This window comes from Enterococcus sp. DIV0703 (assembly GCF_051711065.1).
Lineage (GTDB): Bacteria > Bacillota > Bacilli > Lactobacillales > Enterococcaceae > Enterococcus_B > Enterococcus_B hirae.
Map to the genome: position 1 here is coordinate 1 of NZ_JBIOLX010000001.1, position 16,335 is coordinate 16,335.

The window sequence follows — 16,335 nt, forward strand, 5'->3', positions numbered from 1 at the left end:
ATGGTATCCCTCGATGCTTTATGGAACGAATTAAAAACAACTTATCAAAAGGATCTCTCACCTGCGAGCTATAATACTTGGATCGAAACCGCTCATCCACGTTCATTGGATCAGAGTCAATTAGTCGTCGAAGTACCAAGTAAAATTCATAAAGAATATTGGGAAAAGAATCTAACAACCAAAATTGTTGAAGTTGGTTACATGCTAACTGGAAAAGAGATCATTCCAAGGTTTGTAACTGGTGAAGAGGTGGAGCAAGAAGTCGTCGAAGAAATCAAAAGTCCTAAAATACCTGTTGCAAATCCAATAAAGAAGGCGATGTTGAACCCAAAATATACATTTGATACCTTCGTTATCGGTAAAGGAAACCAAATGGCTCATGCGGCAGCTTTAGTCGTTGCAGAAGACCCTGGTTCCATTTATAATCCTTTGTTCTTTTATGGTGGTGTCGGCCTCGGTAAAACCCATTTGATGCATGCTATCGGACATCAAATGTTGTTAAGCGAGCCTGATGCAAAGGTCAAATACGTTAGTAGTGAAACATTTGCCAATGACTTTATTAACTCGATCCAAAACAAAACTGCAGAGGAATTTCGCCAAGAATACCGAAACGTCGATCTTTTGCTGGTCGATGATATTCAATTCTTTGCTGAAAAAGAAGCAACACAGGAAGAATTTTTCCATACTTTCAATGCACTCTACAATGAAGGAAAACAAATTGTATTGACGAGTGATCGTTTACCAAATGAGATTCCAAAATTACAAGAACGTTTGGTTTCACGTTTTGCGTGGGGATTATCAGTTGATATCACACCACCCGATTTAGAAACGAGAACTGCGATTTTACGTAAAAAAGCAGCAGCCGAACGTTTGGAAATACCCGATGATACCTTGAGTTACATTGCCGGACAAATTGATTCAAACATCCGTGAATTAGAAGGAGCACTCGTTCGCGTTCAAGCATTTGCTGCGATGAATAGTGAAGATATCTCAACTAGTTTAGCTGCAGATGCACTGAAAACACTAAAATCTGGTAAAGGTCATCCGCAATTATCTATCTTACAGATCCAAGAAGAAGTCGCGAAATATTATCATATTCAGTTAAAAGACCTAAAAGGAAAAAAACGTGTCAAATCAATCGTTGTACCGAGACAAATCGCTATGTACTTAGCAAGAGAGCTAACGGATAGTTCTTTACCAAAAATTGGTGCTGAATTTGGTGGGAAAGACCATACAACAGTGATTCATGCTCACGAAAAAATCCAGCAATTAATGGAATCAAGTGTCAGCATGCAAAATGAAGTATCCGAAATCAAAAATTTCTTATTAAATTAACTTTGAAAAACGAAAAAACGCTTTGTGGATAAAATCAAAAAAAGCCTAAAAGTTATACACAGATTTTCCACAGCTGTTTTTTCTTTTATTTCTTGCATTTTTTTAGTTTTCAACAGAATCAACAGTACCTAATACTTTTATTATTTATATATTAACTAATAATAAATAAACGCTTAAAGGAGACACAACATGAAAGTAACTTTAAATCGAGCAAGTTTTATGCAAGAATTGCAAACTGTTCAACGTGCTATTTCAAGTAAAACCACTATTCCAATCTTGACTGGGGTCAAAATTACTTTGACTCAAGAAGGATTAACGCTAACTGGGAGTAATGCAGATATTTCTATTGAAACTTTTTTATCTGTTGAAAATGAAAAAGCCCAAATGCAAATTGAATCAACTGGAGCAATTGTGTTACAAGCTCGTTTCTTTAGTGAAATTATCCGTCGCTTACCAGAAGACACCTTTACTCTTGAAGTCTTAGAGAATAAACAAGTAGCCATTACTTCAGGAAAAGCCAACTTCTTAGTCAATGGGTTAGATGCAGACAATTACCCTCATTTACCTGTCGTTGAAAGCCATAATCAAATGAAATTACCGGTACATGTCTTAACGAAATTGATCAATGAAACAGTATTCGCTGTCTCACAACATGAAAGTCGTCCAATTCTAACAGGGGTCCATTTTATTTTAGAAGGAAATTCTCTTTTGGCTGTCGCAACTGATTCCCATCGTCTAAGCCAACGAGTGATTCCAGTTGAACAAGCAGCTGATCATTTTGATATCGTGATTCCTGGTAAAAGTCTGACTGAATTATCTCGTTCATTGACAAATGAAGAAGAAATCGTTGAGATCAGTATCATGGAAAACCAAGTACTCTTTAAAACAGAAAACATGTATTTTTATTCCCGTCTGTTGGAAGGAAACTACCCCGATACGAATCGGTTGATTCCTTCAAGCTTCAACACAGAAGTAGAATTTTCTGTTCCAAGTTTCCTTGCAGCGATTGAACGTGCCTCATTACTTTCTCATGAAGGACGTAATAATATCGTTCGTTTATCTATCCAATCAGATGCGGTGATTCTATATGGAAACTCACCTGAAATCGGAAAAGTAGAAGAAAGTCTGAATTATGTGGCAAGTAGTGGGGATCCTTTGGATATTTCCTTTAACCCTGATTACATGAAAGCTGCGTTACGTGCGTTTGGTGATATGAGTATCAAAGTGAAATTTATTTCTTCTATTCGTCCGTTTACATTAGAACCAACAGAAGATGGTGTTCAATTTATCCAGTTAATCACACCAGTACGTACGAACTAATCTGTATATCATTTTGAAAAAGTAATGAAAAAAACAAAAAATAAACAAAAAGCCATAAAATCACTTTTAAGGCTTTTTGTTTATTTTTGTTTAAAACACCTTTTTTCGCTTAAATCGTCTTATATGGAAAAATATATGGATAAATTTGTTTTATTGCCTAAAAAAAGGTATAATAGAGTATACATTTATTAATGAAAATGAGGGATGAACATTGAAACAACAAGTCATTCTAAAAACAGAATTTATGACGTTGGGTCAAATGCTAAAAGAAGTCACAGTAATTAGCAGTGGTGGACAAGCAAAATGGTATTTAGCTGAAAACACTGTCTTGGTAGACGGCGAACCAGAGAATCGTCGTGGACGAAAACTTTATCCCGGCATGATGGTTGAAGTTCCAGAAGTGGGAACTTTTTTTATGGTAAAAAAAGGAATAAACGATAATGAGGCTGAATAAGCTGTATCTAAAAAATTATCGAAACTATCAGGAATTAAAGATTACGTTTACTAAAAACCTTGTCATTTTTTTAGGAGAAAATGCCCAAGGTAAGACGAATCTTTTGGAAAGTATTTATGTTTTGGCTATGACGAGAAGTCACCGTACTAGCAGTGAGCAAGAATTGATCGGATGGCAAGGCGAGCAAGCACTGATCCAGGGCGAAGTGACAAAAGGAACCTCTAAGATTCCTTTGGAGATCCTTCTTTCAAAAAAGGGACGCAAAACAAAGATCAATCATATCGAACAAAAAAAATTAAGTAGCTATGTTGGTCAATTAAATGTCATTTTATTTGCACCTGAAGACCTTTCATTAGTAAAGGGTAGTCCGCAGATCAGGCGAAAATTTCTTGATATGGAGTTAGGACAGATCAATCCGATCTATCTTTACGATTTGGTTCAATATCAAGGTATCCTAAAACAAAGAAATCAATATTTGAAACAACTGAATGAAAAAAAACAAACAGATTTACTTTATTTAGATATTTTATCTGAACAGTTAGCTGAATTTGGAAGTAAAGTATTGAAAGCACGTGCACAGTTTGTTCGACGACTGGAATTTTGGGCAAATACATTGCACCAACAAATCACCCATCAAAAAGAGCAATTAGAGATTGAATATGTCACCTCGTTTTCTTCTTTAAGTACACAAACACAAGAAGAGATCCAAACACAATTTTTAGAATTGTTGAATCAAAACAAAAAGAAAGATATGTTTCGCGGAACAACGACAATTGGACCACATCGTGATGATCTTTCTTTTTTCGTCAATCAAAAAAACGTGCAAACGTATGGTTCTCAAGGACAGCAGCGGACCACTGCTTTAAGTGTTAAGTTGGCTGAAATTGATTTGATCAAAGAAGAAACTGGGGAGTATCCAATTCTTTTACTTGATGATGTAATGAGTGAGCTAGATGATAATCGCCAACTACATTTACTAGAAACGATTGAAGGAAAGGTACAGACTTTCTTAACAACAACGACACTTGATCATGTAAAAAACAAAATGACTGTTGAACCAGAGATTTTTTATGTTCAGCAAGGGGAAATAAAAGGAGAAGAAGGCTAAATGACAGATGAAAAAAGTTTAGTAGAACGTGCAAAAGAATATGATGCCAGTCAGATCCAAGTTCTTGAAGGACTTGAAGCCGTTCGAAAACGTCCTGGTATGTATATCGGCTCCACAAGTTCGGAAGGATTACATCACTTAGTATGGGAAATCGTTGATAACTCTATCGATGAAGTCCTAGCAGGATTTGCGACGAAAATCCAAGTAATAATTGAAAAAGATAACAGTATTACTGTCATCGATGATGGCCGAGGTATCCCCGTTGATATCCAAGCCAAAACTGGTCGTCCAGCGGTAGAAACGGTGTTTACGGTACTCCATGCTGGTGGGAAATTCGGCGGAGGCGGTTATAAAGTATCTGGTGGTCTTCACGGGGTAGGTTCTTCGGTTGTAAATGCGCTCTCCACTCAGCTTGATGTAAAAGTCTACAAAGATGGAAATGTGTACTATCAGGAATATCGTCGTGGTGCTGTTGTCGATGATCTGAAGATTATTGAACAAACCGATCGAAACGGGACAACTGTTCATTTTATACCAGATCCAGAAATCTTTACGGAAACAACAGTTTTTGATTTTAATAAGCTAGCGACCCGTATCCGCGAATTAGCATTCTTGAACCGGGGAATGAAGATCTCGATTGAAGATAAGAGAGAAGAATCTCCAGTAGTAAAAGAGTACCATTATGACGGTGGGATCAAGAGCTATGTGGAATATTTGAATGCAAATAAAACGGTCATTTTTCCAGAGCCAGTTTATTTAGAAGGAGAACAACAAGACATCACGGTAGAAGTTTCCATGCAATATACCGATGGTTACCACTCCAACATCATGAGTTTTGCAAATAATATCCATACTTATGAAGGTGGTACGCATGAATCTGGCTTCAAGACAGCGTTGACACGTGTGATCAATGACTATGCACGTAAACAAAAATTGATGAAAGAAAATGATGATAACTTAACTGGTGAAGATGTGCGGGAAGGACTGACCGCAGTAATTTCGATCAAACACCCAGATCCACAATTTGAAGGGCAAACCAAAACAAAATTAGGTAATTCTGAAGTTCGGACAGTAACAGATCGTCTGTTTAGCGAGCATTTCATGAAATTCTTGTTAGAAAATCCAAGTGTTGGACGACAAATCATTGAAAAAGGATTGTTGGCTTCTAAAGCACGTCTAGCAGCGAAACGTGCCCGTGAAGTAACCAGAAGAAAAGGCGCATTAGAAATCAGTAATTTGCCTGGTAAACTGGCGGATTGCTCAAGTAATGATCCAGAAAAATGCGAATTGTTCATCGTCGAAGGAGATTCTGCCGGCGGTTCAGCAAAACAAGGGCGAAATCGTGAATTTCAAGCAATTTTACCGATTCGTGGGAAAATCTTAAATGTTGAAAAAGCAAGTATGGATAAAATTCTAGCCAATGAAGAAATCCGCTCTTTATTTACCGCTATGGGAACAGGATTCGGTGAAGACTTCGATGTTTCCAAAGCTCGTTACCACAAATTAGTGATTATGACGGATGCCGATGTCGATGGTGCCCATATTCGAACATTGCTCTTAACCTTGTTTTATCGTTATATGCGCCCAATTGTTGAAGCGGGATATGTTTATATTGCACAACCGCCGCTATACGGGGTAAAACAAGGGAAAAAAATCACGTATGTACAACCCGGTAAAAACGCTGAAGAAGATTTGAAACAAGTAGTTGCTTCTCTACCAGCTACACCAAAACCAAGTGTTCAACGATACAAAGGGTTAGGTGAAATGGATGACCATCAACTATGGGAAACAACGATGGACCCTAGCAATCGTATGATGGCTCGTGTTAGTGTGGATGATGCTATCGCAGCTGATCAAATTTTTGAAATGTTAATGGGTGATCGAGTGGAACCTCGTCGTGCATTCATTGAAGAAAATGCCCATTATGTGAAAAACTTAGATATTTAGTCATGAAGGAGGAAAAAAGATGAGTGAAGAAATCAGAGAGAACATCCATGATGTCAATCTAACTAGCGAAATGAAAGACTCCTTCATCGATTATGCGATGAGTGTTATTGTTGCTCGTGCACTACCGGATGTTCGAGATGGGTTAAAACCTGTTCATCGCCGTATTTTATACGGGATGAACGAATTGGGTGTGACCCCAGATAAAGCCCATAAAAAATCTGCCAGAATCGTTGGGGATGTTATGGGTAAGTATCACCCCCATGGAGACAGTGCTATTTATGAATCCATGGTACGGATGGCACAACCATTTAGTTATCGGTACATGCTAGTGGATGGACATGGTAACTTTGGTTCTGTCGATGGTGATGGAGCAGCTGCGATGCGGTACACCGAAGCACGTATGAGTAAAATTGCCACGGAGATGCTACGGGATATCAATAAAAATACTGTAGATTTCCAAAGTAACTATGACGATACAGAAAGGGAACCAGTCGTACTTCCAGCACGCTTTCCTAATCTGCTAGTTAACGGAACAACAGGGATCGCAGTTGGTATGGCGACGAATATCCCCCCTCATAATTTATCTGAGGTAGTAGCAGCGATCGATCTATTGATGGAAAATCCAGAAGTAACAACCAATGAATTGATGGAAGTTTTACCTGGTCCCGATTTTCCAACCGGTGGTCTCGTAATGGGTAAATCAGGTATTCGCCGTGCTTACGAAACGGGGAAAGGCTCAATAACTGTTCGAGCAAAAGTAGAAATCACGGAGATGCCTAATGGCAAAGAACGAATTATCGTAACGGAACTTCCTTATATGGTCAATAAAGCAAAATTGATCGAACGAATCTCTGAATTACACCGCGATAAACGGATTGAAGGAATTACGGATTTGCGTGATGAGTCTTCCCGTGAAGGAATGCGGATCGTTATCGATATCCGCCGTGATGCAAGTGCTTCGGTTATTTTAAATAACCTGTATAAGTTGACTTCATTACAAAATTCATTTGGTTTCAATATGCTGGCCATTGAAAAAGGCGTTCCTAAAGTACTGAGTCTTAAACAAATACTTGAAAACTATGTAGAGCATCAGCGTGAAGTGATCACTCGCCGAACGATTTTTGAAAAAGAAAAGGCAGAAGCACGAGCTCACATTTTAGAAGGTTTACGGATCGCATTGGACCATATTGATGAAATCATTGCAATTATCCGTGGGTCTAAATCTGACGATGAAGCAAAAACAACGATGATTGATCGTTTTGAATTATCTGATCGACAAGCGCAAGCGATCTTAGATATGCGTTTACGTCGTCTAACTGGTTTAGAACGTGAGAAAATCGAAAATGAATACCAAGAATTATTACGATTGATCGAAGATTTAACGGATATTCTTGCTCGTCCAGAACGTGTGACCGAAATCATCAAAACAGAGTTAGCAGAATTAAACCAACGTTTTGGTGACAAACGTCGTACAGAATTACTAGTGGGTGAAGTTTTAAGTCTTGAAGATGAAGACTTGATCGAAGAAGAAGAAATCGTTATTACACTCACGAACAATGGGTATATCAAACGTTTAGCGAACAATGAATTTAGAGCACAACGTCGTGGTGGACGTGGTGTACAAGGAATGGGCGTGCATAACGATGACTTCGTCAAAAACCTTGTTTCTTGTTCGACACATGACACCTTGCTGTTCTTTACCAATAACGGGAAAGTCTATCGTGCCAAAGGATATGAAATTCCAGAATATGGTCGAACTGCGAAAGGAATCCCGATCATTAACTTGTTAGGGATCGATTCAAGTGAAAAAATTCAAGCAATTATTGCAGTCACCGGTGAAGCTCAAGAAGGACATTACCTCTTCTTCACTACTCGTCAAGGAACGGTGAAACGGACCACCGTAACTGCTTTTGCGAATATCCGCAGTAATGGATTGATTGCGATTGGCTTAAAAGAAGACGATGAATTAGTCAACGTGTTGTTAACAGATGGTCAATCAAACATTATCATTGGTACACATGATGGTTATTCGGTAACGTTTGCGGAAGGAGCTGTTCGGGACATGGGACGGACAGCGTCAGGAGTTCGAGGTATTCGTTTAAGAGAAGACGATTATGTGATTGGTGCTGCCTTGATGAATGAAAATCATGAAGTCTTGATCATTACTGAAAAAGGCTATGGTAAACGAACGAAAGTGAAAGAGTATCCAGTGAAAGGTCGCGGCGGTAAAGGGATCAAAACAGCAAATATCACTGAAAAAAATGGTCCATTAGCTGGACTAGCCACGATTGTTGGAACAGAAGATATCATGCTGATCACAGATAAAGGCGTTATTATTCGTTTCAATGTCTCAACTGTTTCTCAAACTGGACGTGCTACACTAGGCGTACGTTTGATCAAAATGGAAGCTGATACGAAGGTTGTGACAATGGCGGCCGTCGAGCCAGAAAGCACAGAAGAAACTGAGACACCAACAGAGACCGTGGAAGATACCACAATAGATAAAACAGAAGAATAGTCAAAAAACAGGGCTTATCCCAGCGATGGGAAGCTTGTAAAAATAAGCCACAACCTCCGATACACAATGATTGTCGGAGGTTGTGGCTTATTATTGTTTTATGTTTATGGATTCTTTTGCAACATAAAAAAGAATCCACCTACGAATAGCTCTTGTAGTTTTTATACTTTGTTATTGTAGGAGATCGTGTTTTTCAAGAGATTCAAAAAGAGAACTTTCGGCAGTCATTTAGTAAAACATTTTATTAAAAACTTCTTTCTACACTATTTTCCCTTCAGCTTATTGCTTTTTTCACTCTATACGTGTATAATTAAAGATTGTGAGTAGTCTAATTTATTAGAAAACTCTCCTTGCTCTTGGGAATCTAAGAGCCGAAAGTCCATAGGGAGGTGAAAATCAATGGAAAATACGAAATATGAAATCATGTACATTATTCGTCCAAACATTGATGAAGAAGCAAAAACTGCTTTAATCGAACGTTTCGATGCAATCTTGAAAGATAACGGAGCTGAAGTTATCGAATCTAAAGATTGGGAAAAACGCCGTTTAGCGTATGAAATGAACGGTTACCGTGAAGGTATCTATCACATCGTTAAAGTGTCTTCTCCATCATCAGCAACTGCTGTCAATGAATTTGACCGTCTTGCTAAAATCAACGACGATATCATTCGTCACATGATCGTGAAAGAAGAAGCATAATTTATTGTTTCATGTGGAACAATAGAACAACGATGAGAGGAGATGAATCTTTTGATTAATAATGTTGTACTAGTTGGACGTCTAACTAAAGATCCGGATTTACGATATACATCAAGTGGCACTGCAGTAGCAACGTTTACTTTAGCTGTTAATCGTAATTTTACTAGCCAAAACGGCAATCGTGAGGCTGACTTTATTAATTGTGTGATTTGGCGTAAATCAGCAGAGACATTAGCAAACTATGCTCGTAAGGGGACTCTTTTAGGAGTTACTGGACGTATCCAAACTCGTTCTTATGATAATCAGCAAGGACAACGTGTATACGTAACAGAAGTAGTTGCTGAAAACTTCCAATTATTGGAAAGTCGTGCTGCATCTGAAAATCGTCAACAAACTGGCGGTTACCAAAGCTCTGGTCAATCGACAAATGATTTTGGCGGAAGTAATAACTATAATCAAACATCTCAATCATCCAACGGTATGCCTGATTTTGATCGTGACAATTCTGATCCATTTGGTTCAAGTTCAACGATCGACATTTCAGACGATGATTTACCATTCTAAACGAATTTGATAGGAGGGAAATAGAATGGCACAACAAAGAAGAGGCGGACGTAAACGTCGTAAAGTAGACTATATTGCTGCTAACCATATTGAATATATCGATTATAAAGATATTGAATTACTAAAAAGATTTATCTCAGAACGTGGAAAAATCTTGCCACGTCGTGTAACAGGTACAGGCGCTAAAAACCAACGTAAAATTACTGTTGCTATCAAACGCGCACGTATCATGGGCTTACTACCTTTCGTAAGTGAAGATTAATTGAAATAATGAAACGAGGAAATGGTTTTACTACCGTTCCCTCGTTTTTTACTTTTTGAGAATGAATGTTTAGATGTTTTATTATCAAAAAAAAAGAGTGTCATCTATACTTAGAAGAGTCATAGAGAAAAGCACCCACGATTTTCGTTTAGGATTGGGGATAAAGAATACTATCTTTAAAAATTCCATCTCCCCAAATCTGACTTTCCGACAAGCTGCTCTCAATCAACTCGATCGGTTGCTGATTGACTAAGATCATTGCACAACGGTAGTCAGCGAAAGGTTGATAAAGAGGCATGATGATTTCTTGTCCTTTCAATGCTAGCTCAATGTTATCGACTGTAAAAGCAACATGAGCTTCTTTTTGAATGATTGGATCAAGACGACAATCGGGACCAAAGGCATGGAGTTCGATTGGCATAGATAAAGAATTTTTCACATCCAGTGAGTACATATCGAATAAAGGACTATACTTTGTTTCTGGATGATCTTTGATTTCTTCCAGATCGATTGGTTTACCGATATGATGGAAGCTTAATTTGTTCATTTTATTCATATAATGCTCCTTTGTCTTTTATAAATTGCTCATTTGAACATTCAAAGTAGTAATAATTTGCTTTATTTCGGTTTGAGGTTAGATGATAACTGTCATTTCAAGGTTGAAAACAAGTTATTCTACCATTTTTTTTAATACAGTGAAAAGTATTTTCAGTTAAATAATCAAGCATTTGTTTAGTCGCTTGAATACGGGAAGTTATGGTAAAATTAAACTAATCAACTATGGGAGGAAGAAGATGGAAAAAGAAAAAGAAAACTTAACCCCTAGACCTCTCTTCATTTTTTTATTTTTATTGCTTGAAGTACTGGTTGTATTATTTATGCCATTTCGTTTTGTTAGCGCTTTGGTTGTGCTTTTGATGAACCTTTTTGGCTTACGTTATTGGTTGAAATTAAAACGATGGCTAATGATAAAAAATCGTGAAAAAATCCAACAAGCCTCAACGGTGGCTGAGAACAATCTTGCTTATGTCTCCGAAGTGATGCCAGTAGGAGTGATTGCGTACCAACCAACAAGCCAAAAAATTGAATGGTTGAACCCACTCGCCTTAAAAATCAAAGATCAAAGCAGCTTAACAGAAGAAGAACTATTAGATGCTTTTTTTTCGGCAAAAGAGAAAAAGAAAAAACAAGTATATTTAGCAGATCGAACCTTTCAATTTGAAATGGATACAGTAAAGGGGGTCGTTTATTTCAACGATATCACCCAAAATCAATTGTTGAAGCTCCACCAAACCAACAGTCAGCCAGTGATTGGTATCTTATCAATTGATAATTATGCAGATGCTATCGATAAGTTAGATGACAAAGAAATCTCTTATCTCAATTCGTTTGTGACTACAATGGTGTCTGATTGGATGAACGAATACCATGTCTTTTTTAAGCGGATCACTGCAGAACGCTTTTTCTTTGTCGCACAAATGATTGATTTGAAAAAAATGATGGACAAAAAATTTGATCTGTTGGATCGTTTACGTGCAGAAGCAGAGCGACAAAATTTGCCAATTACTCTAAGTATGGGGATTGCTTACGGGCAAGATTCGTTAGATGAAATTGGGGGAGAAGCCCAAAATAATTTGGACATTGCTCTAGTTCGAGGTGGCGACCAAGTTGTCGTGAAAGAACTACGTGAGGGAGCAAAACCTGTTTACTATGGAGGAAAATCAGCTAAGTCAGTCAAACGAACCCGTGTACGTTCACGAGCGATGAGTACTGCACTTCGTAAGATTTTTACTGAAACTGGCGATGTATTTATCATGGGGCATAAATTCCCCGATATGGATGCCATTGGTTCAGCTTTTGGGGTAAGTTGCTTAGCTCGTTTCAATCAAAAAAAAGCGTATATCGTACTTGATGAAAACGAGATTATTCCAGACGTAGAACGATGTTTAGAGGAAATTCATAAACACCCTGAACTAGAAGCACAGCTGATTTCGCCCAAAAAAGCGATGGAGCTTAAAAAAGAAGAAGACCTGCTAGTTATGGTAGATTACCACAAACCCTCGCTATCGATCTCTCAGAGCCTATATGAGCAATTTGATAAGATCGTTATTATTGATCATCATCGACGTGGGGAGGAGTTCCCAAGTAAGCCGCTGTTGACGTATATCGAATCTTCTGCTTCTTCTGCTTCAGAGTTAGTGACAGAACTAATTCAGTATCAAAGCAATCGCACGAATCGCTTAGATCGTTTTGAAGCGACGTTGTTATTGGCAGGCATGACTGTTGATACGAACAGTTTTAATGTACGCACAACGGCACGAACTTTTGATGTAGCAAGTTATTTAAGGTCTTGTAGTGCGGATGCTTCCCTAGTACAATATTTATTGAGTTCAGATTTAGCAACCTATTTGGAAATCAGCCATTTGATTGCACAGAGCGAATATGTAACTTCAGATATTGTCGTAGCAGCTGGGACAGATGAAAAGGAATATAATAGTGTGATCGCTGCGAAAACGGCAGACACCCTCTTATCAATGATCAATATCAATGGGGCTTTTGTCATCACGAAACGAACGGACGGGCTAGTCGGGATCAGTGCTCGTAGTTCGGGCACGATCAATGTTCAAGTGATCATGGAGTCTCTTGGCGGCGGCGGTCATTTCACCAATGCAGCGACCCAATTGGAAGGTGTCACAGTAGAAGAAACCAAACAGCGTTTACTTGCTGCAATCAAAGAAAATAGGAATCAATTATATGATAAGGAGTAATGGATATGAAAGTCATTTTCTTACAAGATGTAAAAGGTAAAGGAAAAAAAGGTGACGTTAAAGAAGTACCGAATGGTTACGCACAAAATTTCCTATTAAAAAATAATTTGGCAAAAGAAGCAAATAAAAGTAGTATTAGCCAATTAGCTGGACAAAAAAAGGCACAAGAAAAACAAGAAGCTGAAATTTTAGAAGAAGCAAAAGAACTAAAAGGATTTTTAGAAAAAGAAGAAACGGTTGTCGAACTGAAAGCCAAAGCGGGTGAAGATGGACGTTTATTCGGTTCAATCCCTTCAAAACAAATTGCTGAAGGATTGAACAAGCAATACAAAGTAAAACTAGATAAACGAAAAATCGAATTGAATAATCCAATCCGTACGTTAGGTTACACGAACGTACCAGTCAAATTGCATCATGAAGTGACTGCAACGATCAAAGTGCATGTGGTAGCAGAATAGCTACCTCACCAATCATTTCTGTTAGCAGTCTCTTGAGGTTTTGTAATAGGACTTGTTGAGAAATGATCGCAGAGACTGAGAGTTCTCTTCAAAAAGAAATCAGCCGGATTTTGATGAATCATGTCAAAATCCGGCTGATTTTTTTCATTTAATGGTAAAGATATTTGATAGGATGGTATGGAAAGCATACTTTCTTTTCAATTGATTTTAGCTACTTTATTCTTACAAGATTATGTGCTTTTTAATACCCTAGATCAAAAAAGTGGGACATTAACCAGATTTTTTTGTTCATGTCCTAGACTCTTTAAGCTTAGATTATTTTTTCTTGCGATATTTCAAAAATAGTAATATCATCACAAGGATTGTTGAATAAATTAATAAAGTTCCCAGTCTCATATACTACACTGCGTTTGTGACGTTAAACTGCAAATCGGAAATTCTGCTGTTAAAGTCATCCGCACTCCTCCATTTGATCTATTTTTACTAATCATTGTTTTTACATCACTTTGACCTTGATCGCAACGTTTGGCTAATACTGCAGCACCAATAATTGTCCCAACTACAGCTCCAATCATACCACCAATTACAGCACCATAACCCGCACCATTTACTGCTAAACCAATAGAACAAAAACCTAAATAGTCTCTTAAATTAGCTAATCCTGTCTTACTAGTGGCGTAATCGTTGATACCACCATTCACAAATTTTTCTGACCACCCGGTAGTATCGTAAAGTCCTCGTGCGAACGTATTGTCACCATAAGCATAGTGGACTTCAGCACCATCATATTTTAAGATAAGAGACTGGATCAAAGCTTTTGTTTCTGCTGAGTCTGGCTGATTCAGTAACTGTTGTTTGATCTCTGGACGATTCACTTCTTTCACAAAAGTTTTGTATAATTCATTGGATTCGACAATCGTGACTTGATCTAGTTAAAAATGGTTTTCAGCTGGTACACTAGCGGTTTTCTCAGCTGCATCAACGATTTGTGTTACTCCTGGTACTACGGATCCAAATAAAGACAGACAAGACAATAAAATAGCAACGAGTTTCATTTTTTTCATGACAAACTTCTTCCTAAAATTTTTTATGCGGACTAGAAAACGTTTTCTGTAATGAATTATAGCACAATCAATAGTATATAGTATTAAATAATCATAAGTGATCTATTTTTTGTCAAAAATGAAAAAATAGAAAAAAATAAAAAAAGTTTCCTTTTTTTTCTTTTTCGATTATGACAAAACCTATTGAACATATAGCTAGTTTGGTACTAGCGTAAAGGATCACTTGACTGATATACTTTTTATAGTTGTTTCATTTTATCAAGGGATCTTCGTTCTCAAAGTTTTTGCTAGTTTAAGATTTTGATGAATCTACATATGTATTTTTTGTACTTATTCTTGGTATTGACTGTCTCTTTTATTGATTTCGAAAGATAAGCAACCATTACACTCACTTTTTTAAAGTGACTTTTTTACGATTTTCTTGTAAAATAAAGCAATTGAAGACAAGGAGCGATATGTATGAATGAAGTGTGGCAGGATCGAATTCCACCGCAAAATATTGAAGCTGAACAAGCGGTTTTAGGATCGGTTTTTTTAGATGCTGAAACGATCATTGATGCCATGGAGTACATAGAACCGAAAGACTTTTATCGTCGGGGACATCAAATCATTTTTGAAACAATGATCGAATTAAATGACCGTAATGAAGCAATAGATGTAGTGACTGTAAAAGATCGGTTGGAGCAAGCGAACTTATTAGAAGATGCTGGTGGGTTAAGCTACCTTTCAGATTTAGCGTTAGCAGTACCTACTGCAGCAAATATCGTCTACTATGCGAAAATCGTTGAAGAAAAATCATTGCTGCGCACACTGATCCAAACAGCTACTGGGATCGTGACAAAAGGGTTTGAACAAGGGGAAGAAGTCCAGTCGATTCTGGATGATGCCGAGCGCAGTATTTTAGAAGTATCAGAAAAAAGAAACCGCAGTGGCTTTCTATCTATTGCAGAAGTCCTGAACTCAACCATTGAAAATATTGACCAGCTGGCCCAAAATAATGAAGAAATCACAGGATTACCGACTGGATACCAAGGACTTGATAAAATGACAGCAGGTTTTCAACCTGAGGAATTGATCATCCTAGCAGCTCGGCCTGCGGTAGGGAAAACAGCTTTCGCATTAAATATAGCTCAAAATGTCGGGACAAAAACCGATCGTTCAGTTGCTATTTTTAGTTTAGAAATGGGGGCTGAGTCACTTGTTAATCGGATGCTTTGTGCGGAAGGGTCGATCGAAGCAAGCCATTTGCGTACCGGACAACTTTCTGAAGAAGAGTGGTCCAATTTGATCGTTGCAATGGGTAGTTTGTCACGGGCAAATATCTTTATTGATGATACTCCAGGAATAAAAATTTCTGAGATTCGTGCCAAATGCCGAAAATTAGCGCAGGAAAAAGGAAATCTTGGATTGATCTTGATCGACTACTTGCAATTGATTGAAGGAAACGGGAGAGAAAATCGTCAACAAGAAGTATCTGATATTTCACGTCAATTAAAAAAGCTAGCCAAAGAATTAAAAGTACCAGTTATTGCGTTGTCCCAGCTTTCCCGTGGAGTAGAACAACGTCAAGATAAACGTCCTGTATTAAGTGATATCCGTGAATCGGGTTCCATTGAGCAAGATGCTGATATCGTAGCCTTCTTATATCGAGATGATTACTATGAAAGAGAAGGTGGCGAAGACAATGAGGATAACGAACCAAAAAACGACAATGTCATTGAAGTCATCATCGAAAAAAACCGTAGTGGTGCCCGTGGTACAGTAGAATTACTGTTTATCAAAGAATACAACAAATTTTCGTCGTTATCCCCGAGAGAAGAATATTGATTATAAATTGA

Annotated in this window: 15 protein-coding genes; 12 read left to right on the forward strand and 3 right to left on the reverse strand. The window is 37.8% G+C overall.

Going from position 1 to position 16,335, the window contains the following annotated elements; all coding sequences use genetic code 11:
• The 9 genes from dnaA to rpsR form a co-directional block, all read left to right on the forward strand.
• Positions 1-1,335: chromosomal replication initiator protein DnaA (gene dnaA / locus IGK81_RS00005; protein ID WP_010720504.1), on the forward strand; the 1,335-nt coding region annotated here is incomplete at its 5' end.
• A 189-nt stretch (positions 1,336-1,524) separates the two neighbouring features.
• Positions 1,525-2,655, forward strand: coding sequence for a DNA polymerase III subunit beta (gene dnaN, locus IGK81_RS00010; RefSeq protein ID WP_010720503.1), 1,131 nt, complete (start codon positions 1,525-1,527; stop codon positions 2,653-2,655).
• A 211-nt stretch (positions 2,656-2,866) separates the two neighbouring features.
• Positions 2,867-3,109 (forward strand): S4 domain-containing protein YaaA, encoded by a 243-nt coding sequence (gene yaaA / locus IGK81_RS00015; RefSeq protein ID WP_010720502.1) that lies wholly within the window; start codon positions 2,867-2,869, stop codon positions 3,107-3,109.
• A complete protein-coding gene (gene recF / locus IGK81_RS00020) occupies positions 3,096-4,217 on the forward strand; it encodes a DNA replication/repair protein RecF (RefSeq protein WP_034697664.1) in 1,122 nt (373 codons plus the stop codon). Before yaaA ends, recF begins: the two co-directional genes overlap by 14 nt.
• Positions 4,218-6,164, forward strand: coding sequence for a DNA topoisomerase (ATP-hydrolyzing) subunit B (gene gyrB, locus IGK81_RS00025; protein ID WP_010736776.1), 1,947 nt, complete (start codon positions 4,218-4,220; stop codon positions 6,162-6,164).
• A 19-nt stretch (positions 6,165-6,183) separates the two neighbouring features.
• Complete coding sequence (gene gyrA, locus IGK81_RS00030; protein WP_010720499.1) at positions 6,184-8,682, forward strand: DNA gyrase subunit A; 2,499 nt, start codon at positions 6,184-6,186, stop codon at positions 8,680-8,682.
• Between the two features lie 399 nt (positions 8,683-9,081).
• Positions 9,082-9,381 carry a 30S ribosomal protein S6 gene (gene rpsF, locus IGK81_RS00035; protein WP_010720498.1) on the forward strand — a complete coding sequence of 100 codons (300 nt, stop codon included), beginning with the start codon at positions 9,082-9,084 and terminating at the stop codon, positions 9,379-9,381.
• Positions 9,382-9,432: 51 nt separating this feature from the next.
• Entirely contained in the window at positions 9,433-9,945 is a 513-nt protein-coding gene (gene ssb, locus IGK81_RS00040; protein ID WP_010720497.1) for a single-stranded DNA-binding protein, read from the forward strand.
• 25 nt (positions 9,946-9,970) lie between these two features.
• On the forward strand, positions 9,971-10,207 hold the full coding sequence (gene rpsR / locus IGK81_RS00045; RefSeq protein ID WP_002288370.1) for a 30S ribosomal protein S18: 237 nt from the start codon (positions 9,971-9,973) through the stop codon (positions 10,205-10,207).
• 148 nt (positions 10,208-10,355) lie between these two features.
• Here the strand turns inward: rpsR and IGK81_RS00050 are convergent, their stop codons facing one another.
• The gene (locus tag IGK81_RS00050; RefSeq protein WP_034697667.1) at positions 10,356-10,763 is read right to left on the reverse strand and encodes a hypothetical protein; all 408 of its coding nucleotides are present in this window, start codon (positions 10,761-10,763) and stop codon (positions 10,356-10,358) included.
• A gap of 238 nt (positions 10,764-11,001) precedes the next feature.
• On the opposite strand from IGK81_RS00050, the gene IGK81_RS00055 reads away from it, so the two are divergent.
• The gene (locus IGK81_RS00055) at positions 11,002-12,975 is read left to right on the forward strand and encodes a DHH family phosphoesterase (RefSeq protein ID WP_034697669.1); all 1,974 of its coding nucleotides are present in this window, start codon (positions 11,002-11,004) and stop codon (positions 12,973-12,975) included.
• Between the two features lie 5 nt (positions 12,976-12,980).
• The gene (gene rplI / locus IGK81_RS00060; RefSeq protein WP_010720494.1) at positions 12,981-13,433 is read left to right on the forward strand and encodes a 50S ribosomal protein L9; all 453 of its coding nucleotides are present in this window, start codon (positions 12,981-12,983) and stop codon (positions 13,431-13,433) included.
• 392 nt (positions 13,434-13,825) lie between these two features.
• On the opposite strand, the gene IGK81_RS00065 is transcribed toward rplI, so the two are convergent.
• Positions 13,826-14,317 carry a hypothetical protein gene (locus IGK81_RS00065; RefSeq protein ID WP_034697671.1) on the reverse strand — a complete coding sequence of 164 codons (492 nt, stop codon included), beginning with the start codon at positions 14,315-14,317 and terminating at the stop codon, positions 13,826-13,828.
• A 48-nt stretch (positions 14,318-14,365) separates the two neighbouring features.
• Positions 14,366-14,497, reverse strand: a complete 132-nt coding sequence (locus tag IGK81_RS00070) for a hypothetical protein (protein ID WP_258863291.1) — start codon at positions 14,495-14,497, stop codon at positions 14,366-14,368.
• Between the two features lie 459 nt (positions 14,498-14,956).
• On the opposite strand from IGK81_RS00070, the gene dnaB reads away from it, so the two are divergent.
• Positions 14,957-16,324 carry a replicative DNA helicase gene (gene dnaB / locus IGK81_RS00075; RefSeq protein WP_010720492.1) on the forward strand — a complete coding sequence of 456 codons (1,368 nt, stop codon included), beginning with the start codon at positions 14,957-14,959 and terminating at the stop codon, positions 16,322-16,324.
• The last annotated feature ends 11 nt before the right edge of the window (positions 16,325-16,335 follow it).

Coding starts and splice junctions, on each gene's coding strand:
- dnaN (WP_010720503.1), top strand. CDS start 1,525: ATGAAAGTAACTTTAAATCGAGCAAGTTTTATGCAAGAATTGCAAACT.
- recF (WP_034697664.1), top strand. CDS start 3,096: ATGAGGCTGAATAAGCTGTATCTAAAAAATTATCGAAACTATCAGGAA.
- gyrB (WP_010736776.1), top strand. CDS start 4,218: ATGACAGATGAAAAAAGTTTAGTAGAACGTGCAAAAGAATATGATGCC.
- gyrA (WP_010720499.1), top strand. CDS start 6,184: ATGAGTGAAGAAATCAGAGAGAACATCCATGATGTCAATCTAACTAGC.
- rpsF (WP_010720498.1), top strand. CDS start 9,082: ATGGAAAATACGAAATATGAAATCATGTACATTATTCGTCCAAACATT.
- rpsR (WP_002288370.1), top strand. CDS start 9,971: ATGGCACAACAAAGAAGAGGCGGACGTAAACGTCGTAAAGTAGACTAT.
- IGK81_RS00050 (WP_034697667.1), bottom strand. CDS start 10,763: ATGAATAAAATGAACAAATTAAGCTTCCATCATATCGGTAAACCAATC.
- IGK81_RS00055 (WP_034697669.1), top strand. CDS start 11,002: ATGGAAAAAGAAAAAGAAAACTTAACCCCTAGACCTCTCTTCATTTTT.
- rplI (WP_010720494.1), top strand. CDS start 12,981: ATGAAAGTCATTTTCTTACAAGATGTAAAAGGTAAAGGAAAAAAAGGT.
- IGK81_RS00070 (WP_258863291.1), bottom strand. CDS start 14,497: ATGAAAAAAATGAAACTCGTTGCTATTTTATTGTCTTGTCTGTCTTTA.
- dnaB (WP_010720492.1), top strand. CDS start 14,957: ATGAATGAAGTGTGGCAGGATCGAATTCCACCGCAAAATATTGAAGCT.